The organism is Amycolatopsis cihanbeyliensis (assembly GCF_006715045.1).
GTDB lineage: Bacteria > Actinomycetota > Actinomycetes > Mycobacteriales > Pseudonocardiaceae > Amycolatopsis > Amycolatopsis cihanbeyliensis.
Window position 1 is genome coordinate 848,979 of record NZ_VFML01000002.1, and the last position, 20,685, is coordinate 869,663.

The window sequence follows — 20,685 nt, forward strand, 5'->3', positions numbered from 1 at the left end:
GTCCGTCCCGGCCGCAGAAACCGAAAATGGAAGGCGTCGGTTAATTGACAAAAACGAGACAGAAGAGATCGGACTTTTAGAACAGGTGCATCTTTCAGAGTATTTTCAGGAGTTACTCAACGAAGGCCGGTTCGACAACGACCCCGTATCGGAAACTCGATCCGAGGAACACTGAAAGTTCACTGACAGACGTTATTGTCGAGTACCACATGCCCGAATACACTCGGGCCAATCGCGCGCTCCAGCGGAGCGTTGACAGGTTGACCTGAGTGTTCGCCGCCAAGGCGCGGGCATGCCCCTACGAACCTCCTGACCGCCCGCCTGGGATCGGTCGTTGACCGCTGGTCACTTTCGGCGACGCAGGCCACGGGCGATCATGAACAAGGCCAACAGCGCTAAGGCACCGGCGGCGACCGGGATGAGGCGTTTGGCCACCGACTTGCCCGCGTAGCCGAACAGGTCGATCACCTCGGCGTCCGTGTGCTTCTCGGCGGCGGGACGGGGAGTTTCCTCCGGGGCCGCCGTCGCGGGCTCGGGCTCCGCCGCGCCCAGTTTCTCGCCAAGACAGGTCGCGAAGTCGTCCAGGATCTTGCCGCCCACCTCGGCGATCATCCCGCGGCCGAACTGGGCCGGTTTGCCGGTGACGCTGAGGTCGGTCACCACCGAGCCCTTGGTGGAGCCGCCGTCCCCGGTGAGCGTCACGGTCACCGTGGCCTTCGCCGTCCCGGCCCCGCGCGCGTCCTTGCCCGAGGCCGTGATCACCACCTTGCGCGCCTGCTCGTCCTTCTCCACGAACTCGCCGGATCCCTTGTACAGCAAGGAGACCGGTCCGAGCTTGACCTTCACGGTGCCACGGAAGGTATCCCCATCGGCCTCGGCGAGGGTGGCGCCGGGCATGCACGGCGCCACCCGCTGCGGGTCCAGTACCGCCTGCCACACCTCGTCGATACCCGCGGGCACGGTGAACTCATGCTCCAACTGCACGGACCGGCCTCCTCTCGTACTCCAGCGGAAAAGCCGTGAACGTGGCTTTCGGGACATCCAGCGTCCGGAAAGCCACGTTCACGACATCTGACGTCTCTATCGCCACGTTCAGGGCACTTCAGGCGGTGACGGCGGAGGTGACGGCGCGGCCGGTGAGAACCCTGGCCAGCTGCCGCCGGTAGTCCACGTCCGCGTTGGCGTCGCTGGTGGGGTTGGTTCCCTCCGCGGCGTGCTCGGCGGCGGCACGGATGGACTCGGCGGTGGCGGGCCGGCCCACCAGCGCCTCCTCCACTCCACGGGCCCGGACCGGGACCGAGGCCATGTTGGTCAACGCGACCCGTGACTCGGCGATCATCTCGCCCTCGGTCCGGATCGCGGCCGCCACGGCCACCATGGACCAGGCCTGCGCCACCCGGTTGAACTTCTCGTAGTGCGCATGCCAGCCGGGATACTTCGGCACCCGCACCTCGACCAGGATCTCCCCCGGACCGAGCGCCGTGGTGAAGAAGTCCTGGAAGAAGTCGGCGGCCGGGATGGTGCGGCGGCCGTCCATCCCGCAGACCACCATCTCGGCGTCCAGCGCCAGCGCCGGGGCCGGCAGGTCACCGGCCGGGTCGGCATGCGCGAGTGAACCGCCGAAGGTGCCGCGGTGACGCACCTGCGGGTCGGCGACGGTGTCGGTCGCCCTTGCCAGCAGCGCGGCGTGCTCGGCGACCAGCGGATCACGCTGCACCTCGTAGTGCGTGGTCATGGCACCGATCACCAGCGCGTTCCTTTCCTCGCGGACACCGCGCAGCTCGGGGATCCTAGCGAGGTCGATCAGCTTGCCGGGATCGGCCAGCCGCATGCGCAGGACCGGCAGCAGGCTCTGCCCACCGGCGAGCACCTTGGCGTCCTCGCCCGCCTCGGCGAGCGCGCGCACGGCGTCGTCCACTGTGGACGGCGCTACGTAGTCGAAGGCCGCGGGGATCATCGGGCACCTCCCTGAGCGCTGCGGATGGCCGACCACACCCGCATCGGTGAGCAGGGCATCTCCACATCGGAGACGCCGAGAGGGCGTAGCGCGTCCACGACCGCGTTCACCACGGCCGGGGTGGAGGCGATCGTGCCCGCCTCGCCGACTCCCTTGACGCCCAGCGGGTTGGTGGTGGACGGGGTCTCGGTGCGGTCGGTGGTGAACGAGGGCAGGTCCGCGGCGGAGGGCACCAGGTAGTCGGCGAAGGTGCCGGTGGTCAGCGTGCCACTCTCGTCGTAGGTCGCCTCCTCGAACAGCGCCTGCGCGATGCCCTGGGCAAGGCCGCCATGCACCTGGCCCTCCACGATCAGCGGGTTGACCACCGCGCCGACGTCGTCGACACAGACGTAGGAACGCAGCCGCACCTGCCCGGTCTCGGTGTCCACCTCGGCCGCGCACAGGTGCGTGCCGTGCGGGAAGGAGAAGTTCTCCGGATCGAAGGTGAACTCGGAGTCCAGCGAGGGTTCCACGCCGTCGGGCAGGTCGTGCGCGGTGAACACCGCGGTGGCCACGTCGGTGAGCGCCGTGGCGGACTCGGTGCCGCGCACGGTGAACCTGCCCCCGGCGAACTCGAGGTCGTCCGGCGAGCACTCCATCATGTGCGCGGCGATCACCCGTGCCTTCTCGATCACTTTCTCCGCAGCCTTGACCACGGCCACCCCGCCCACGGCCAGCGACCGCGAGCCGTAGGTGTCCAGACCCTTGTGCGAGGACTGGGTGTCCCCATGCAGGATCTCGATGTCGTCGAAGGGAACGCCGAGCTGGTCGGCCACGATCTGGCTCCACGCGGTCTCGTGCCCCTGCCCGTGTGCCGAGGCCCCGGTCACCACCTCGACCTTGCCGAACGGCAGCATCCGGATGGCCGCGTGCTCCCAGCCACCCGCGCCGTAGGACAGCGAGCCGAGCACCCGCGACGGCGCCAGCCCGCACATCTCGGTGTAGGTCGAGATCCCGATGCCGAGCTGGACCGGGTCGCCGGAGGCGCGTCGCTCCTCCTGCTCCCGGCGCAGGCCCTCGTAGTCGAACAGCTCCCTGGCGCGCGCGGTGGCCGCCTCGTAGTTGCCCGAGTCGTAGGTCAGTGTGGCGACCGTGGTGTAAGGGAACTCCTCGTGCTTGATCCAGTTCTTCTCCCGAATCTCCATCGGATCCATGTTCAGTTCCACGGCCAGCTCGTCCATCATCCGCTCGATCGCGAAGGTCGCCTCGGGGCGGCCCGCGCCGCGATAGGCGTCGGTGAGCGTGGTGTTGGTGAACACGTTGGTGCAGGCGAACCGGTAGGCCGGGATCTTGTAGATGGCGTTGAACATGAACGCACCGAGGATCGGCACCCCGGGGCCGACCAGGCCGAGGTAGGCGCCCATATCGGCGAGCAGCTCCACCTTGAGCCCGGTGATCCGCCCGTCGCGGGTGGCCGAGACGGTGAGGTCCTGGATCTGGTCCCGGCCGTGGTGCGCGGTGACCATGGTCTCCGAGCGCGACTCGGTCCACTTCACCGGCCTGCCGAGCTTCCGCGCCACGATCAGGGCCGTCATCTCCTCCGGCAGCACCGCGATCTTGCCGCCGAAGCCGCCGCCGACGTCCGGCGCGATCACCCGCAGCTTGTGCTCGGGGACGCCCAGCGTGGCCGCGGACATGGTCTTCAGGATGTGCGGGATCTGGGTGGCCGACCACATGGTGAGCTGCGGCCCGGTCGGGTCCACCACGCAGGAACGTGGCTCCATGAAGGACGGAACCAGCCGCTGCTGCCGGAACCGCCGGTGCAGGGTGACCTCGGCATCGGCAATGGCCCGCTCGACGTCGCCGCCGGAGCCCGCCTCGGCCGAGTCGAACACCCACAGCGCGTTGCGGTTGGTGCCCAGCTCCTCGTGCACCAGCGGGGCGCCCTCGGCGAGTGCGTTCTCCATGCCGAGCACGACCGGCAGCTCGTCGTAGTCGACCTCGATGGCCTCCAGCGCGTCCTGCGCCTCGTAGGCGCTGCGCGCGACCACCACGGCTACGCCCTCACCGGCGAAGTTCACCGTGTCGGCCGCGAGCACGGGGCGCCGCGGGTGCTTCATGTCCTCGGTGATCGGCCACGCACAGGGCATCCCGATCTGGCTGTCCGGGTCGAGGTCGGCCGCGGTGTAGACGGCGATGACCCCGGGCCGCTCCCTGGCCGCGGAGACGTCCAGGGAGGTGATCCTGGCGTGCGCCAGCGGGCTGCGCAGCACCGCCAGATGCAACATGCCGGGCAGCGCGATGTTGTCGGTCCAGCGGGTCCGCCCGGTGATCAGCCTGGCGTCCTCCTTGCGCAGCCGCGCCCGGCCTACCTCCGGCTCGATGGTGGAGGTCATCACTCACCACCCCCACCCACGCTGGTGGCCGTCCTGCCGGCCGGGTTCGCGGTCTCGTCCGCGACCCGCTCGACGTCCGGACCGGCGCCCGGCCGCATGTGGTGCGCGGCATCCTGCACGGCGCGCACGATGTTCTGGTAGCCGGTGCAGCGGCAGAGATTGCCTTCCAACCCCTCGCGCACCGCCCGCTCGTCCGGGTCCGGGTTGTCCGCGAGCAGGTCGATCGACTGCATGATCATGCCCGGGGTGCAGAACCCGCACTGCAGGGCGTGGTTGTCGTGGAACGCCTGCTGCACCGGATGTAGTTCGCCGTCCTGTGCCACACCCTCGATCGTGCGGACCTCGCAGCCGTCGGCCTGCACCGCGAGCACCGAGCAGGACTTCACGCTGTGCCCGTCCAGGTGAAGGGTGCAGGCGCCGCAGTTGCCGGTGTCGCAACCGACCACGGTGCCCACCTTGCCGAGCCGTTCCCGCAGGTAGTGCACCAGCAGCAGGCGTGGCTCGACCTCATCTGTGTAGCTCGTCCCGTCGACGGTGACGCTGATGCGCATGAAGGCCTCCGGTGGTGGAACTGGCAGTGATCGGGCTCACAACGAGCGTGCTACTTCTGTCGCGCTCGGACAACCCCCGGCCCGGTGAACGACCGCTTGTCCAGTGGGTTGGGTACGTGAACGGCAAACTCAGGCGCGTGGGAAGCAAACTCGCGCGCGTGGAGGGCAAACTCGCGCGCGTGGGCGGCCAACACGCGGGTCAGCCGTGGATGCGGCCCTCGGTGTCGGTGAGCCGGCGGCCGCCGCCACCCCAGCGCAGCGCGATGACCTCGGCGGCGATGGACACCGCGGTCTCCTCCGGGGTGCGGGCGCCGAGGTCGAGGCCGATCGGGGAGGACAGCTTCTTCAGCTCGGCCTCGGTGAGGCCGGCCTCGCGCAGCCGGACCAGCCGGTCGTCGTGGGTGCGACGGGAGCCCATCGCGCCGACGTAACCCAGGTCCAGGCGCAAGGCCACCTCCAGCAGCGGGACGTCGAACTTGGGGTCATGGGTGAGCACGGTGACCACGGTGCGCTGGTTCACCCTGCCCGCCTCGGCCTCGGCGGCCAGGTACCGGTGCGGCCAGTCCACCACCACCTCGTCCGCCTCGGGGAACCGGGCGGAGGTGGCGAACACCGGCCGGGCGTCGCAAACCGTCACCTGGTACCCGAGGTAGGACCCCATCCTGGCCATCGCCGCCGCGAAGTCGATCGCGCCGAACACCAGCAGCCGCGGCCGCGGCTCGAAGGAGTTCACGAACACCGCCATGCCCTCGCCACGCCGCTGCCCGTCCGGGCCGTAGTGCAGCAGCCCGGTGCGACCGCCGGCCAGCAGGCCACGCGCGTCGTCGGCGACCGCGTCCTCGGCACGTGCCGAGCCGAGACCGCCGGCAAGCCGATCCGGCCACACGATCATCCGGCGCCCCACCCACTCGGCCTCCGGATGTTGAACCACGGTGACCACCGCGACCGGCTCGCCGACGCGCACCGACTCGATCACCGCGGGCAGCTCCGGCATGGAGCCGGCGTCGACGTGCTCGACGTACACGTCGATGATGCCGCCGCAGGTCAACCCGACCGCGAAGGCATCGTCATCGGTCACCCCGAACCGCCGCAGCACCGGGGTCCGCTCGGTGACGGCCTGCTGGGCGAGGTCGTAGACCGCGCCCTCGACGCACCCGCCGGAGACGCTGCCGGTGACCGCGCCGTCCGCGCCGACCAGCATCGCGGCCCCTGGCGCGCGCGGCGCCGAGGAGAAGGTGGACACCACCGTGCCCAGCCCCACGGTCTCACCGGCCGAGAAGCGCCGGTGCAGTTCCTCCAGCACGTCATGCATCACGGATCTCCACGAGCAGTCGTTCCAGCGTGGCCAGGCTGTGCCCGGCCAGCAACCGATCGAGGGACGGCAGGGCGGCCGCGATGCCGGACTGCACGGGAGCGTAACCCGGCTTGCCCGCGTGCGGGTTCACCCAGAACACCGCATACGCCAGTCGGCGCAGCGCGGCGAGTTGCTCGCCGAGCAGGTCCGCCCCACCCCGCTCCCAGCCGTCGGAGAACAGCACGACCACCGCTCCCCTGGCCAGCCCGCGCCGCCCCCACCTGCCGAGGAACGCGCGCAGCGTCTCGCCAAGCCGGGTGCCGCCCGCGAAGTCGGCCACCGCGCGGGAGGCCGCGAGCATCGCCCGCTCCGGGTCCCGCTGGCGTAGCTGGCGGGACACCCTGGTCAGCCGGGTGCCAAGGGTGAAGACCTCGACGGCGGCGGGGGCCGCACGCTGCAGCACGTGGGCGAAGCGCAGCAAGGCGTCGGCATACGGGCTCATCGAGCCGGACACGTCGATCAGCAGCACCACTCGCCGCGGCCTGCCACCCGTGCTGCGGTAGGCCAGCCGCACCGGCTCGCCACCTCCGGCGAGCATCGCGCGCAGGGTCCGCGCCGGGTCCAACGTCCCGCGCCGGGAGGCCCGCGGCCGCGGCGACCGCCGGACGGGCAACCGGGGGCGCAACACGGCCAGCAGTTCCCGCAGGTGCGCCCGTTCCGCCGCGGTCAGCTCGCCGAGGTCGCGGGCGCGCAGCACCTCGGTATCGGCCGCCGCGACCCGCAGCGATTCGGCCGGCTCCCCGGACTCCTCGCCGGCGCGCCCCTCCGGCGACACCAGCGCGGCCATGTTCGCCTGCCGCGGCAGGTGCTCCCGCGCCGCCCGCGGATCGAGCGAGGCCGGGCCGAACCACGCGGCGAAGGCGGTGTCGTACGGCGGCAGGTCGTCGGGATCGGCGCAGAGGGTGAGCCTGCCCGCCCAGTACAGCTGCTCGGGATCGGCGAGGTCGAGTCGCTCCACCGCGGCGAGATAGGCGCGCACCCGCCGGCCGTCGCACCGCAGCCCCGCCGCGCGCAACGCGGAGGCGAACCCGACCAGGCCGGGCAGTAACTCGGCTGGCTCGGCTGGCTCGACGGGCTCGGCTGGCTCGGTGGTACCGGCGGACATGTGTTCATTGTGCGCCCGATCAGGCGCCGCACCGCAGCGCGAGCAGCGCCATATCGTCGTGGGCCGCACCGGCGAGATGCTCCACGACCCGCCGCTCCACGGCCGCGCACACCCGCTCCGGCTCGGCACCGGCATAGGCGGGCAACAGCTCGCGCAGCCGTTCGAGCCCGAAGAAACCCTCCGGGCCGCGGGCCTCGTAGATGCCGTCGGTGAAGAACAGCATCAGGTCGCCGGGATGCAGCGTGATGGTGGTTTCCTCGTAGGAAAGGTCCGGCAGCACCCCGGACAGCGTCCCGCCGAGCTCGGTCTCCTCGATCCGGCCGTCGGTCCGCAGCACGATCGGCGCCGGGTGTCCGGCGACGGCCAGCGTCACCTCGGCCCCGCCGTGGTCCGGATCCGGCCGCAACCGAGCGCAGACCACGGTCACGAACCGATCCGAGTCCCCCTCGTAGAGCACGTCGTTGAGGGCGGCGAGCACGGCCGACGGCGACCGGTCGAAATGCGCGGCGGTGCGGATGGTCTGCCGCGCCCGCCCGGTCAGCACCGCGGCCGGTACACCCTTGCCGCAGACATCCCCGATGACCAGCGACCAGTCGTCCCCCGCTCCGTGCACATCGTAGAAGTCACCCCCGATGTCCAGATGCTCGAAAGCCGACCGGCAACGCGCCGCCACCCGCACCCCGGGCACCTCGGGCAGCCTCGGCGGGCGCAGGCTCGCCTGCAGCACCGCGGCCACCTCGGCGCGCTGCTCGTGCGTGCGGACCGCGTCCAGGGTGAACTCCGCCCTGCGGGCGAACTCCTCCGCGAGCCCGAGCTCGGGCTCGGCATAGCGCCGCCCACCCGCGCGGACCAGCACCAGCGCGCCGCCACTGGAGCCGAGCGAGGCCCCGAGCACGTCCGCGGGCAACAACGCCGCCACCTGCCTGCGCAGCGACTCGTCCGGGATCGCCATGGCCAGCCCGGTGTGCTCGCCCGCGTCGGGCAACCGTTCGGCCCGCGGCAGGCCGCGGATCCGGTTCAGCCAGGCGGCGACCTCCTCGGGCGGCCCGGGGCGCAGCGGCCCGGTGCGGGTGCCGTCCGCGGCATGCGCGAACAGGGTGGTCGAGCCACCGTCGCGGACCGCGAGCATCGCCCAGTCGGCGAGGTAGGGCACCGCGAGGTGCAGCAACGCCTGGATGGTGCGACGGGCGTGCGGCGGCCGGTCCTCGACGCCGTCCGGACCGACCTCCTGCCCCTGCGGGGCGTCGCCGAGCACCACATCCGTCCTCTCGATCCACTCCGTGGCACGCCGACCGTGCCCGTCGACCCTACGTGGCCGGCACCTCGGCGACCAGCACCTCAGCGACGGAACTCGGCCCACACCTGCTTTCCCGGAACACCACGCCGCTCGCGGCTGTACCCCCAACGGGTGGCGAGAGCATGCACCAGGCGCAACCCGTGCCCACCTTCGACGGGAGGAACGGACTGCTCGCGCAGCACCGGAAGCCCGGCGCCACCGTCGCGTACCCGCACCACGATCTGCGCGGTCACGCATTCCACTTCCAGGCTGGCAGGAGCCGCACCGTGCTTGATCGCGTTCGTGACGAGCTCGGACACCACCTGCACGATGTCGCTGGTCAACTCGTCCGGAACCCGGTGTCCACGCAGGGTGGCAGCCGCCACGCGGCGCGCCACCGACGCCGAACGACGGTCAACCGCGAAGTCGATGGTCAGCGGCTGTTGCCCGCCTGCTGTTTCCCTGCTCACGTAGATGAGCTACCCGCCTCGAGACCAGGCCAATCATCGCCGAACCGATGCGGAAGCCGGGATCGCAACGTTTGACACCGGACGACCCCGGGTAATCCGGTGCGAAGAGCCGACGAAAAGGCGAGGGGTGAGACCGGTATGGCCGAGGTGAGCAGGCTGCCGCTGGTGGTCGCCGAGGAATGGGACTGGCAGTTACACGCCGCGTGCCGTGGAGTGGACAGCGGTCTGTTCTTCCACACCGACAACGAGCGTGGGGTGGCACGGGAACGGCGGGAGGAACAGGCCAAGGCGATCTGTTCCCGCTGCCCCGTGCTGCGGGAATGCCGCAACCATGCCCTTTCGGTGGAGGAGCCGTACGGGATCTGGGGCGGTCTCGGCGAGTCGGAGCGGCGAGAGCTGTTGCGGCAGCGGAGAAGGGCGCGCCGGTCGGCACACGTCGGGTGACGAGAGGGCCGCAGGGCGGCTCGGCTAAGGTCGTGACCGCATACCCGATGCGGGTCGGTAACCCTGAGGAGAACCTCCATGAGCGTCCCTGGTCCGGATGCCCGTACGCCCGGCTTCCAGATCACCACCTCCGAGGTCGACGGCGGCTGGCGTGTCGCGGTGGCGGGAGAACTCGACCTGCTCACCAGCCCGCGCCTGCAGCAGGCGCTGAACTCGGTGATCGAGCAACGGCAGCCCTCCCGGGTGCTCGCCGACCTCACCGAGGTCGGCTTCTTCGACTCCTCGGCGCTGAACGTGTTGCTGCAGATCGAGCGGCTGGCCACCGAGCACGGGGTTCCGATGACGGTGCTCGCCAGTGAGGCCGTCGAACGCATCATCACGCTGGCCGGGGTCGGCGACCATCTCACCTGGACCCGGCCAGAGCCGTAACGGCAGCCGCGGTAGGGCGAATCCCACCGAAAACTCCGGACATCACCGGGGAGAACCTGGCCACTTTCTGCTGGAACTCGGCCGTTCGCGTTCCACAGGAGAAATGGTGGGGTAATGCTCGTCAAGTGGGCCCAGAACATATTGAGCGAGTGGTTTCGCGGGACGGTGGGCGGGCAGCGGCGATGCCCGCCCACCACCGCGGCACTGGCCAGGTACCCGAAGCCTTCCAGTCACTCGTCTCGGTACCGGAACCGGGAAATCCGTTCCGGCGCACCACGGTCCCTCCTGCGGCTATCTCCGCACCAGCACCGAAGCACGGGTAGTGCCGATCGTCGACGTGCGGCCCATGCCCCCGTGGCACCACGTGGCCGACCGTGGCGCCACACTGGTGGCAGGGCACACCTGCGGGCGGCGGGTACTCCGGCGCGCGGCGAGCAGCGGCACGGCCGCCCCCGTCAACGCTCCCGGCTGAGCAGTGCGTCCAGCCCGGAGCGGGCGCGGTCGAGGTCCTCGCTGTACTTCAGCACCGCGCCCAGGGTCGCGGCGGCCGAGGCGGCGTCGAGTTCCTCCCTGCCGAGCGCCAGCAGGGCACGACCCCAGTCCAGTGACTCGGCCACCCCCGGCGGCTTGAGCAGTTCGAGCCCCCGCAGCCTGCGCACGGCATCGGCGATCTGGCCGGCCAGCCGCTCGCCGATGCCGGGCAGCCTGCCGCGCAGGATCGCGATCTCCCTCGGCAGGTCCGGATGTTCCAGCCAGTGGTAGAGGCAGCGGCGCTTGAGCGCGTCGTGGACCTCGCGGGTGCGGTTGGAGGTGAGCACCACCAGCGGCGGGGTCTCGGCTCGCACCTCGCCGAACTCCGGGATGGTCACCGCGTTCTCGTCCAGCAACTCCAGCAGGAAGGCCTCGAACTCGTCGTCCGCGCGGTCGATCTCGTCCACCAGCAGCACGCAGGGGGCGGTGGTCAGGGCACGCAACAGCGGGCGGGCGAGCAGGAACCGTTCGGTGTAGAGCGATCGCTCGGCCGCGTCCACCTCCAGCGCACCGTCACCTGCGGCCTCCAGCGCCCGCAGGTGCAACAGCTGGCGCGGGAAGTCCCACTCGTACAGCGCCTGCGCCGAGTCGATGCCCTCATGGCACTGCAGGCGGATCAGCGGCAGGCCCAGGCCGTCGGCGAGCGCGACGGCGAGCGCGGTCTTGCCGGTGCCGGGCTCCCCCTCGCAGAAGAGCGGCCGCCGCATGCGGAGCGCGAGGAACGCCGCGGTGGCCACCCCGGTGTCGGAAAGGTAGCCGGTGCCCTCGAGCAGGTCGGCGAGCGCGTCCGGGGAGCCGGGAGTTGCCGAGGAGCCCATCCGCTCACTCTACGACGCCAAGATCCGCCCGCGTGTCCACATCGGCGCCGCTACCGAGATCCGCGCACTCGACCAACCGCAGGTCCGGCCGGGCGGCCAGCCAGTCCCGCGCCCCGCGGTCGCCCTCGGTCGCGCCGGCCACCTCGGCCCACCAGCGGCGCCCCAGCACCACCGGGTGCCCTGGCGTGCCCCGGTAGCACGCCCTGGCCACGGCCGAGGGTCCGGCGTACCCGGCCAGCCTCGCCACGACACCGGCGGGGACCCACGGCAGGTCGACCAGGTGCACCAGCAATGCGTCGGGAGCCGGTTCCAGCCCGTGGAACGATCCCAGCCCGGCACGCAGCGAGGCACCCATCCCGCTGGTCCAGTCCGCGGCGTGCACCGCGACGGCGGCGCGCGGCAGCAGGGCGCGCACGGCCTCCGACCGCGCGCCGACCACCACGTGCACCGGCTCGCAGCCACCCTCGGTGAGCGCACCGAGGGCGCGCAGCACGAGCGGCTCGCCGTCCAGCTCGGCCAGCGCCTTCGGCCCGCCGAACCGCCGCCCCCTGCCGGCGGCCAGCAGCAGGCCGGCCACCCTCACCGGCTGGCCTGGGTCGCCATGGTGACCGCCAGGTCGGCCTCGATCAGCTTGCAGGTGTCCAGCAACGCGGGCAGCGCGTCGCGCCGCAGCGCCTCGGGGGAGGTGCGGCCGGCATGGGTGGACACGTTCGCCGCGGCGACCACCTGCCCGCCGCGGTCGCGCACCGGCGCGGCCACCGAGCGCAACCCCTCCTCGAGCTCCTGGTCCACCAGCGCCCACCCCTGCTCGCGCACCCGGGCCAGCTCGGCCCGCAGCGCGGTGGCCGAGGTCAGCGTGTGCGAGGTGAGCCGGTCGAGCCGGGCCTGCTCCAGGTAGTCGGCCAGCGCCGGTTCCGGGAGGCCGGCCAGCAGCACGTGGCCCATCGAGGTGGCGTGCGCGGGAAAGCGGGTGCCCACGTTGATGGTGACGGCCATGATCCGGGACACCGCGACCCTGGCGACGTAGATGATGTCGGTGCCTTCCAGCACCGAGATGGAGCAGGACTCGTGCACCTCGGCGGAGAGCCGTTCCAGGTGTGGCTGGGCCACCTCGGGCAGGGAAAGGCTGGAAAGGTAGGCGTAGCCGAGCTCGAGCACCCGCGCGGTGAGCGAGAAGTACTTCCCGTCGGTGCGGACGTACCCGAGGTCGGCCAGGGTGAGCAGGAACCGCCGGGCGGCCGCCCTGGTGAGGCCGGTGGACCGGGCAACCTCACTCAGCGTGAGTTGCGGGGAGCCCGCGTTGAACGCCCGGATGACGGCCAGCCCTCGCTCCAGCGACTGCACGTGGTGTGCGCCGCGGGCCGCGCCGATGTCGGGGTCCTGCTCCTCCTCGTCCATAACGTGACTCTAGCCGGGGTCCCGCTCGGGCTCGCGACGGCGCGCGGCCGGTTCACCCAGCTCGCCCAGCGTCCGGTTGGCGACGGCGAACGCGGTGTTCGCGGCGGGCACACCCGCGTACACGCCGGTGTGCAGCAGCACCTCGCCGATCTCGGCCGAGCTGAGTCCATTGTGCACGGCCGCCCGCACGTGCATGGCGAGCTCGTCCTCGCAGCGTAGGGCGGCAAGCAGCGCGAGGGTGATGCAGCTACGAGTGCGCCGGTCCAGCCCCGGCCTCGTCCACACCGAACCCCAGGCGGCGTGCGTGATGTACTCCTGGAACGGCGCGGTGAACTCCGTGGTGCTCGCGACGGATCGGTCCACATGCTCGTCGCCGAGCACTTCCCTGCGCACGTTCATCCCGGCCTGGTAGCGGTCCGTCACGGTTGGCTCGCTCCCTTGACATGTTCGACGATCAGTTCGGTGAAACGATCCGGCCGGTCCAGGTTGCCGAGATGCGCGGCGCCGGGGACCCGTTCGAGCCGGGCGCCCGGCACCTCCCGCGCGATCAGCTCGCCGTGCTCCGGCGGGGTGGCCTGGTCCTGCTCCCCCGCGATGACCAGCGTCGGAGCCGTGATGGCTCGCAGTTCGGGACGCAGGTCCATCCGCTCGATCGCGGCGCAGCAGGAGGCGTAGCCCTCGGCGGGGGTGGCGGCCACCAGCTCCCGCAGGAACGCCACCAGTCCCGGGTCCGCCCGCGCGTGGGCCTCGGTGACCCAGCGACCCACCACCGCCTCGGCCACGGCGCCGGTGCCGTCCGCCCGCACCGTGGCGGCGCGCTCGGCCCACATCCGCGGCGGGCCCAGGCAGGCCGAGGTGCAGCACAAGGCCAGCGAGGACACCCTGGCCGGAGCGTGCGCGGCCAGCCACATGCCGGTCATGCCGCCGAGCGAGACCCCGACGAGGTGGGCGCGCCCGGCGCCGATCCGGTCCAGCAGCGCGAGCAGGTCGCCGCCGAGCTCCGCGATCGAGTACGGGCCGGGCGGCGCAGGGGAGCCGCCGTGCCCGCGATGGTCGTAGCGCACCACCCGGAACCCCGCCGCCACCAGCGGTTCCACCTGCGGTTCCCACATCCGCAGGTCGCTGCCCAGCGACCCGCTCAGGACCACTACCTCGCCCGCTGGTGGCCCCTCGGCACGGTGGTGCACGACGACAGGGCCACGCATCGGATCAGACATCGAAGAAGACCGTCTCGCCCTCGCCCTGCAACCGCACGTCGAACCGGTAACCGCCCGCGGTGGGCACGGCGATCAGGGTGTCCCTGCGCCCGGCCGGAACCGCGGCGAGCACCGGGTCGGTACGGTGCTGCTCGGCGTGTTCGGGGAAGTAGATCCTGGTCACCACGCGTTGCAGCAGGCCGCGGGCGAACACCGAGACGTCGATATGCGGGGCCTGCCCCGGCAACGCACCCGGCAGCACGGTGCGGATGGCGTAGCTGCCGTCCGGTTCGGTGGGGCAGCGGCCGAAGCCGCGGAACCCCGGCACCGCCCCGCGCGGGTCGTCCGGGTGGTCGAAACGTCCATCCCGGTCGGCCTGCCAGGTCTCCACCAGCGCGTCCGGGACCGGCTCACCCGCGCCATCGGACACGACCCCCTTGATCCACACCGTGTCCGCGCCCTCGTCCGCGGTCACCGCGGGCCCGTCCGTCCACGGCAGCCCGATGGAAAGAAACGGCCCCACCGTCTGCGAGGGAGTACTCCCGAGGTTCACTCGTCCTCCTCGTCCTCGAACACCGAGGCCTCCCTGCCCCGCAGCACGATGTCGAACTCGAAGGCCAGCGCCCAGGACTCCACCGTGCGGCTCAGGTCGAACCGGGAGATCATCCGCTCCCGCGCCTTCGGGTCCGGCACGGAGTTGAAGATCGGGTCCTGGTCGAACAGCGGATCGTCCGGGAAGTACATCTGGGTGACCAGCCGCTGGGTGAACGCCGAGCCGAACACCGAGAAGTGGATATGCGCCGGCCGCCAGGCGTTGTCGTGGTTACCCCAGGGATAGGCGCCCGGCTTGACGGTGAGGAACTCGTACCTGCCCTCGTCATCGGTGAGCGTGCGACCGACGCCGTCGAAGTTCGGGTCCAGCGGCGCGGGCCAGCGGTCCCCGATGTGCCGGTAACGTCCGGCCGCGTTGGCCTGCCAGATCTCCACCAGCGAGTTGCGCACCGGGCCGCCGTCCCCGTCCAGCAGTCTCCCGTGCACCAGGATCCGTTGCCCCACCGGCTCGTCCTCGTGCTGCCGGGTCAGATCGTTGTCCTGCGGGCCGATCCGCCCTGGGCCGAGCAGCGGCCCGGTGACCTCGGTGAGCCGCTGCGGCAACAGCACCAGCGGCCGCTTCGGGTGCCGCAGCGCGGTGGAGCGGTATGCCGGGGAATCCAGCGGAGGGTGCGTTCCCTCGGGATCACGCCGGTAGGCAGGCAGTCTCAGTGCTTGTCTGGAAACGCGCGACACGATCGGCTCGGCGGGGCTCGGACTCCCGTCACGACCATCACCTCCGCAGTTCATGCGCCCGCCTCCCCGCTCGTGGGCTCCGCCGAACGCGCGTTCCTCCACTCACCACCGCAGGTACCAGCGGTTCTCGAACGCTCTCTCTCATGCGCTCACCTTCTTCAACTCGCGCAGCACGCTCAACTCCCACTCGGTGGGCGCGGGGGTCACCGCGAGGTCCTCGGCCACCCGCAACGGCCAGCCCGTGGCCGCGCGCGCCTGCTCCGGTTCGATCCCCGGATGCACTTCGGTGAGGGTCAGCTCGGCGGTGTCCGGATCGGGACGCAGCATGCCGAGATCGGTGATCACCAGCGTGGGCCCCGCGCCCGGCAGACCGAGCCGCCGCCGGTCTCCCCTGCCGGAACCGTGCCCGAAGGAGGTCACGAAGTCGACCTCGTCGACGAAGGCACGGGCACCCTGCCGTAGCACCACGAACACCTCACGGCAGGAGGCCGCGATCTCCGGCGCGCCGCCCGCGCCCGGCAGGCGCACCTTCGGGGCACCGTAGTCGCCGATCACCGTGGTGTTGATGTTGCCGAAGCGGTCCAGCTGGGCCGCGCCGAGGAAACCGACATCGATCCGCCCCGGCTGCAGCCAGTAGTTGAACACCTCGGGCACGCTCACCACCGCGTCCGCGGTCTCGGCCAGCTCACCGTCCCCAATGGACAGTGGAAGGCGGGAAGGCTTGGCACCGAGACAACCCGACTCGTAAACCAGGGTGAGATTCGGCGCGTGCAGCCTGCGCGCCAGGTTGGCCGCCGTGCTCGGCAGCCCGATCCCCACGAAGCACGAGCTCCCCTCGCGCAGCGCCCGCGCCGCCGCCACGCTCATCATCTCGTCCGCGGTGTAGGCGGTGTTCATATCTCGGCTCCTACTCGCCGCGCTCCTCGGCCCGCTGGCCGGACCTGCGATGCTCGCTCGGCGTCGCCTTCGGTGTTCATATCTCGGCTCCTACTCGCCGCGCTCCTCGGCCCGCTGGCCGGACCTGCGATGCTCGCTCGGCGTCGCCTTCGGTGTTCATACCTCGGCTCCTACCTGCTCCCGCAGCCACCGGCCGAACTCGGCGCGGTCCCTGCTGATCGCGTCCCAGGCCTGGTAGGACTCGTTGTCCCGGTCGTAGTAGTCCTGCGCGTAGGAGGGGCGTGCCCCGAACGGAACCTCGGCGACCGCGGTGACCGCCCACGCGGGCAGCACGATCGCCCCCGGCCGTGGCGGCAGCTCCCCGACCACCTCCTCCACGGTGACCAGCGACCGTTTCGCCGCGAGCACGGCCTCCTTCTGCACCCCGGTGATCCCCCACAGCTGCACGTTGCCCGCCAGGTCCGCACGCTGGGCGTGCACGATGGTCACGTCCGGATTGAGCGCGGGCACGGCGGTCAGTCGCTCGCCGGTGAACGGGCAGGTGACCGGCTTGATCGTGTCGGTGTGCTCGGGCAGGTCGGTGCCGGTGTAACCACGCAGCACCGCGAACGGCAACCCGGAGGCACCGGCCACGTACCGGTTCGCCATCCCGGCATGGCTGTGTTCCTCGATCTCCAGCGGCACCGGCCAGGAGTTCTGCACTGCGTCGCGGAACCGGTGCAGCGAGCCGACCCCGGGGTTGCCACCCCAGGAAAAGATCAACTTGCTCGCGCAGCCCGCGCCGATCAGCTGGTCGTAGACGATGTCCGGGGTCATCCGCGCCAGGGCAAGGCCGGTCCGCCGCTGGCGGATGATCTCGTGCCCGGCCGCCACCGGGATCAGGTGGGTGAAGCCCTCCATCGCCACCGTGTCGCCGTCCCGCACCAGCTCGGCGACGGCCTCTCGTAAGCCGATGACCTCGGCCATGGTCACCCCGTTCGGTCGGCTGTTCCGCACCACCAGTAGTTCGCGATGCGCACATCAGTTCTCTTGTCGAACATAGCGTGAGCGTAGGTGGTCGTCAACGCGAAGCCGGATCGCACCCTGGATTTCCGCCCCATCGAGTGGCTACGTTGCCTGCATGACGAAGCCACCCAAGATCGTGGTGACCAGGGCGATAGCGGAGCCCGCGATGAAGGTGCTGCACGAAGCGGGCGAGGTGTGGGCACCGGATCCGGACCGGAAGCTGCCACCGGGGGAACTGCACGAGGTCGTCGCGGGCGCCGACGGCGTGGTGAGCACCCTGCAGGACCGCATCGACGGCGCGTTCGCCGACGCCGCGGGCGCCAACCTGCGCGTGGTCTCCACGGTGGCCGTCGGCTACGACAACGTGGACCTGCCCGCGCTCGGCGCGCGCGAGGTGATCCTGACCAACACCCCGGGGGTGCTCACCGACGCCACCGCCGATCTCACCTTCGGCCTGCTGCTCGCGGTCACCCGCAGGCTGGGTGCGGGCGAGCGGCTGCTGCGGGCACGCCGGCCGTGGGAGTTCAACCTGGGCTTCATGCTGGGCACCGGGTTGCAGGGCAAGTCGCTGGGCATCGTCGGGCTGGGCCAGATCGGCACGGCGGTAGCGCGCCGGGCGCGCGCCTTCGGCATGCGGATCCACTACACCGGCCGCGGGCGCGCCGCCCCGGAGCTGGAAGCCGAACTCGACGCGCGGTTCCTGTCGATGGAGAGCCTGCTCGGCACCGCCGACATGGTGTCCCTGCACTGCCCGCTGACCCCGCGGACCCGGCATCTGATCGATGCGGGCGCGCTGGCCGCGATGAAGCCGGGCGCGTTCCTGGTGAACACCACCCGCGGGCCGGTCGTCGACGAGCGGGCGCTGGCCGACGCGCTGGAGGGCGGGGTGATCGCGGGCGCCGCCCTGGACGTGTTCGAGCGCGAACCCGAGGTGGAGCCACGGTTGCTGGAGCTGGACAACGTCGCGCTCGCCCCGCATCTCGGCTCGGCGACGGTGGAGACCAGGACCGAGATGGCCCTGCTCGCCGCCCGCAACGTGGCCTCGGTACTGGCCGGGAACGGCCCGCTGACGGAGGTCCGCCCGTGACCGGGCCGAGGGTGGTGGTCGCGCCGGACAAGTTCAAGGGCAGCCTGACCGCCGTCGAGGCGGCCGAGGCCATCGGTGCGGGCGTGCGGGACGCGCTGCCGGACGCCGTGGTGACGCTGTGCCCGGTCGCCGACGGCGGGGAGGGCACCCTGGATGTCCTGCTGGCGGCCGGCGGGCACCGGGTGGACCTCCGCGTCCGCGGGCCACTGGACGATCCGGTGGACGCCTGGTACGTGGTGCTGGACGGCACGGCCTACCTGGAGTCCGCCCGGGCCTGCGGCATCGAGTACGTGACCCCGTCGCCACAGGTCGCGCTGGCGGCGCACACGTGCGGGGTCGGCGAGCTGGTGGCGCACGCGCTGGATGGCGGCGCGCGCGGGCTGGTGCTCACCGTCGGTGGAACGGCCAGCACCGACGGGGGCGCGGGCATGCTGCGGGCACTGGGCGCGGAGATCCTGGACGACGCGGGCGGGCCGATCGACCTCGGCGGCGGCGCGCTGGGAGCCGTCCGGAAGGTCGACCTCGGCGAGGTGCACCGGCGGCTCGGTGGCGCCGAGGTCAGGGTGGCCACCGACGTGACCAACCCGCTGCTGGGCGAGCGCGGTGCCGCGGCCGTGTTCGGCCCGCAGAAGGGCGCGGGACCCGCGGAGGTCGCCGAGTTGGACGCCGCGCTGGCGGCCTGGTCACGGGCGTTGGTCGCGGCCGGGGCTCCCCCGGTCGCCGCGATACCGGGCGCGGGCGCGGGCGGCGGGGTGTCCGCAGGCGCCATGGCGGGCCTGGGCGCCACCGCCGAGTCCGGCTTCGACCTGGTCGTCGAGCTGACCGGGGTCGCCGCGGCGCTGGCCGAGGCCGACCTGGTGATCACCGGCGAGGGCTCGCTCGACGCGCAGAGCCTCGACGGCAAGGCACCTGCCGGGATCGCCACCAGGGCGGGCGAGCGAGAGGTGCCGGTGCTGGCCGTCGCCGGGCGCGTGCTGCTCGGCGAGGCCGAACTGGCCGCGGCGGGTATCGCGGCCAGCCGTGCGCTGGTCGACCATGCCCCATCGGCGGAGCACGCCCAGCGTGCCGCCTACCCGCTGCTGCGCGAACAGACCGCGACCCTGCTGCGCTCCTGGCTCGCCCGCTGACCTCGGTGGGAAGTCTCGGTGGGAAGTCGCCGCAAGCTTCCTGGTGGCAGGGGAACGTGCCGGCGACTTCCCACCTCCGGCTACTGAGCCGGCTGGTCACCGTCCGCAGAAGCCTGCTGCATCACGGCGAAGTTGAGCTGCCCCTGGTCGTCCTGCTGGACATCGAGCACCTTGTCGTCGAGGAACTCGGCGGCCTGCGGCTCGAGGAACACCTTGGCACCACCCTCGGTACCGAGCACCTGGTCGCCGTCCTCGGGCTCGTTGGCCACGGAGAGTGCGAGCTGGGCCCCGGCGTCCTGTTGAGCCTGAACCGAGAAACGCAGCCCCGAGTTCTCCTGTTGTGCCGTGAGGGCGCTGATCGCCTCGGCGGCCGCGTCGGTCATGGCAAGCATGTTCGACCTTCCCTTCGGTCGCGGTCGTTGCGCTGTGCCACCCCCACGGTAGGGGTGGGTTACGTCGGGCGCTCGGGGTGGGCGAGACTAATCGCGCCATCGCAGGTCACGGCCTCGGCCGGAGAGCCATCCTGGTCACGCAGCGGAAACGTCCCACGTCTGCGCGGGCACGCGCGGCGGCCCCGCTAAGCTCTCGTCCGTGACCAACGGCGACCTCGCGCCGGCCGCCCGGCTCCGCCTCGGCCCGGAACTGCTGTCCACCCTGCTCGACTACCTTCGCGGCGAGATCGCCGGCTGCCTCGGCGCGGGGCTGTGCACCGCGGCGGCGGAACCGCGCCTGCTGGCCTCCTCCGGAGTGGCCGCCGAATTCGACCGCCTGCAGCGGGAACTGGACTGTGGCCCCACCACGCATGCCGCGCGCGAGCAGGAAGCCGTGTCCTCCGCCGACCTCGCCACCGACGAGCGCTGGCCGGAGCTCGCGGCCGCGGTGGCCGCGCGCCCGGACGGGCCATCACCGCTGGCCGCGAGGGCGGTGGCGGGGAGCTGGGACGACGAGGGGCCGATCGTGTTCACGCTCTACCTCGACCACGAGCCCACCGCCACGGACCTTCGCACGATCGAACAGGTAGAGCCCATGCTGGCCATGTCCGCGGCCCTGGTGGAGTACTGCTCGGACGAGGTGCTGCGCGCCGACCAGCTCGTCCAGATGGTCGAGCACCGGCGGATCATCGAGCAGGCCAAAGGGATGATCATGGCCGCGTGCCGCTGTGACGCCGAGACGGCCTTCCGTTCCCTGGTCGTGGCCAGCCAGCACTTCAACGTGAAGCTGCGCGACCTCGCGGTGGCCACCGTGGAACTGGTCGGCGACGCCCCCGCCGAGGAGGCCCCTTCCGAGTTGCTGGGTGCCAAGGGAACGGTCGAACCCGCGGGGAACAAGGCCAGGCATGCCGCGAACCGAATGTGGGCGGCGTTGGACTCCGGTTGAG

At 71.6% G+C, this 20,685-nt stretch carries 23 protein-coding genes; 5 read left to right on the forward strand and 18 right to left on the reverse strand.

Annotated features, from left to right (window positions below; genetic code table 11):
- Nucleotides 1–345: 345 nt before the first annotated feature.
- The 8 genes from FB471_RS32450 to FB471_RS32485 all read right to left on the reverse strand — a co-directional run bounded on the left by FB471_RS32450 (nt 346) and on the right by FB471_RS32485 (nt 9,088).
- Nucleotides 346–984 carry an SRPBCC family protein gene (locus FB471_RS32450; RefSeq protein WP_142003627.1) on the reverse strand — a complete coding sequence of 213 codons (639 nt, stop codon included), beginning with the start codon at nt 982–984 and terminating at the stop codon, nt 346–348.
- A gap of 118 nt (nt 985–1,102) precedes the next feature.
- Nucleotides 1,103–1,957 carry an FAD binding domain-containing protein gene (locus FB471_RS32455; protein WP_142003628.1) on the reverse strand — a complete coding sequence of 285 codons (855 nt, stop codon included), beginning with the start codon at nt 1,955–1,957 and terminating at the stop codon, nt 1,103–1,105.
- Entirely contained in the window at nt 1,954–4,332 is a 2,379-nt protein-coding gene (locus FB471_RS32460; RefSeq protein ID WP_142003629.1) for a xanthine dehydrogenase family protein molybdopterin-binding subunit, read from the reverse strand. The genes FB471_RS32455 and FB471_RS32460 overlap by 4 nt, the downstream gene beginning before the upstream one ends.
- The gene (locus FB471_RS32465; protein ID WP_142003630.1) at nt 4,332–4,883 is read right to left on the reverse strand and encodes a (2Fe-2S)-binding protein; all 552 of its coding nucleotides are present in this window, start codon (nt 4,881–4,883) and stop codon (nt 4,332–4,334) included. Before FB471_RS32465 ends, FB471_RS32460 begins: the two co-directional genes overlap by 1 nt.
- 199 nt (nt 4,884–5,082) lie before the next feature.
- Nucleotides 5,083–6,195 carry an XdhC family protein gene (locus tag FB471_RS32470; protein WP_142003631.1) on the reverse strand — a complete coding sequence of 371 codons (1,113 nt, stop codon included), beginning with the start codon at nt 6,193–6,195 and terminating at the stop codon, nt 5,083–5,085.
- Nucleotides 6,188–7,342, reverse strand: a complete 1,155-nt coding sequence (locus tag FB471_RS32475) for a vWA domain-containing protein (protein ID WP_142003632.1) — start codon at nt 7,340–7,342, stop codon at nt 6,188–6,190. Before FB471_RS32475 ends, FB471_RS32470 begins: the two co-directional genes overlap by 8 nt.
- A 19-nt stretch (nt 7,343–7,361) precedes the next feature.
- Nucleotides 7,362–8,597, reverse strand: coding sequence for a PP2C family protein-serine/threonine phosphatase (locus tag FB471_RS32480; RefSeq protein WP_142003633.1), 1,236 nt, complete (start codon nt 8,595–8,597; stop codon nt 7,362–7,364).
- An 83-nt stretch (nt 8,598–8,680) separates the two neighbouring features.
- On the reverse strand, nt 8,681–9,088 hold the full coding sequence (locus FB471_RS32485) for an ATP-binding protein (protein ID WP_170221074.1): 408 nt from the start codon (nt 9,086–9,088) through the stop codon (nt 8,681–8,683).
- 138 nt (nt 9,089–9,226) lie between these two features.
- Here FB471_RS32485 and FB471_RS32490 point away from each other — a divergent pair, with 138 nt between their 5' ends.
- Nucleotides 9,227–9,532 (forward strand): WhiB family transcriptional regulator, encoded by a 306-nt coding sequence (locus FB471_RS32490; RefSeq protein ID WP_142003969.1) that lies wholly within the window; start codon nt 9,227–9,229, stop codon nt 9,530–9,532.
- 78 nt (nt 9,533–9,610) lie between these two features.
- Nucleotides 9,611–9,961, forward strand: a complete 351-nt coding sequence (locus FB471_RS32495) for an STAS domain-containing protein (RefSeq protein ID WP_142003635.1) — start codon at nt 9,611–9,613, stop codon at nt 9,959–9,961.
- A gap of 455 nt (nt 9,962–10,416) precedes the next feature.
- On the opposite strand, the gene FB471_RS32500 is transcribed toward FB471_RS32495, so the two are convergent.
- The 9 genes from FB471_RS32500 to FB471_RS32540 all read right to left on the reverse strand — a co-directional run bounded on the left by FB471_RS32500 (nt 10,417) and on the right by FB471_RS32540 (nt 17,054).
- Nucleotides 10,417–11,310, reverse strand: coding sequence for an AAA family ATPase (locus FB471_RS32500; RefSeq protein ID WP_142003636.1), 894 nt, complete (start codon nt 11,308–11,310; stop codon nt 10,417–10,419).
- Nucleotides 11,311–11,314: 4 nt separating this feature from the next.
- Complete coding sequence (locus tag FB471_RS32505) at nt 11,315–11,893, reverse strand: nucleotidyltransferase family protein (protein WP_142003637.1); 579 nt, start codon at nt 11,891–11,893, stop codon at nt 11,315–11,317.
- The gene (locus FB471_RS32510; protein ID WP_142003638.1) at nt 11,890–12,708 is read right to left on the reverse strand and encodes an IclR family transcriptional regulator; all 819 of its coding nucleotides are present in this window, start codon (nt 12,706–12,708) and stop codon (nt 11,890–11,892) included. Before FB471_RS32510 ends, FB471_RS32505 begins: the two co-directional genes overlap by 4 nt.
- Before the next feature lie 9 nt (nt 12,709–12,717).
- The gene (gene pcaC, locus FB471_RS32515; RefSeq protein ID WP_142003639.1) at nt 12,718–13,131 is read right to left on the reverse strand and encodes a 4-carboxymuconolactone decarboxylase; all 414 of its coding nucleotides are present in this window, start codon (nt 13,129–13,131) and stop codon (nt 12,718–12,720) included.
- Nucleotides 13,128–13,925, reverse strand: a complete 798-nt coding sequence (pcaD, locus tag FB471_RS32520) for a 3-oxoadipate enol-lactonase (protein WP_246076830.1) — start codon at nt 13,923–13,925, stop codon at nt 13,128–13,130. The genes pcaC and pcaD overlap by 4 nt, the downstream gene beginning before the upstream one ends.
- Complete coding sequence (gene pcaG, locus FB471_RS32525; RefSeq protein ID WP_142003640.1) at nt 13,918–14,457, reverse strand: protocatechuate 3,4-dioxygenase subunit alpha; 540 nt, start codon at nt 14,455–14,457, stop codon at nt 13,918–13,920. Before pcaG ends, pcaD begins: the two co-directional genes overlap by 8 nt.
- A complete protein-coding gene (gene pcaH, locus FB471_RS32530; protein ID WP_246076831.1) occupies nt 14,454–15,191 on the reverse strand; it encodes a protocatechuate 3,4-dioxygenase subunit beta in 738 nt (245 codons plus the stop codon). The genes pcaG and pcaH overlap by 4 nt, the downstream gene beginning before the upstream one ends.
- A 141-nt stretch (nt 15,192–15,332) precedes the next feature.
- A complete protein-coding gene (locus FB471_RS32535) occupies nt 15,333–16,088 on the reverse strand; it encodes a CoA-transferase subunit beta (protein WP_142003642.1) in 756 nt (251 codons plus the stop codon).
- Between the two features lie 156 nt (nt 16,089–16,244).
- Nucleotides 16,245–17,054, reverse strand: a complete 810-nt coding sequence (locus FB471_RS32540) for a CoA transferase subunit A (protein WP_142003971.1) — start codon at nt 17,052–17,054, stop codon at nt 16,245–16,247.
- Between the two features lie 154 nt (nt 17,055–17,208).
- On the opposite strand from FB471_RS32540, the gene FB471_RS32545 reads away from it, so the two are divergent.
- Both FB471_RS32545 and FB471_RS32550 read left to right on the forward strand, forming a co-directional pair.
- A complete protein-coding gene (locus FB471_RS32545; protein ID WP_142003643.1) occupies nt 17,209–18,180 on the forward strand; it encodes a 2-hydroxyacid dehydrogenase in 972 nt (323 codons plus the stop codon).
- Entirely contained in the window at nt 18,177–19,307 is a 1,131-nt protein-coding gene (locus FB471_RS32550) for a glycerate kinase (protein WP_246076832.1), read from the forward strand. Before FB471_RS32545 ends, FB471_RS32550 begins: the two co-directional genes overlap by 4 nt.
- Nucleotides 19,308–19,387: 80 nt before the next feature.
- On the opposite strand, the gene FB471_RS32555 is transcribed toward FB471_RS32550, so the two are convergent.
- Nucleotides 19,388–19,699 (reverse strand): HesB/IscA family protein, encoded by a 312-nt coding sequence (locus FB471_RS32555; RefSeq protein ID WP_142003644.1) that lies wholly within the window; start codon nt 19,697–19,699, stop codon nt 19,388–19,390.
- Between the two features lie 199 nt (nt 19,700–19,898).
- Here FB471_RS32555 and FB471_RS32560 point away from each other — a divergent pair, with 199 nt between their 5' ends.
- Complete coding sequence (locus tag FB471_RS32560; protein ID WP_142003645.1) at nt 19,899–20,684, forward strand: ANTAR domain-containing protein; 786 nt, start codon at nt 19,899–19,901, stop codon at nt 20,682–20,684.
- Nucleotide 20,685: the final 1 nt, after the last annotated feature.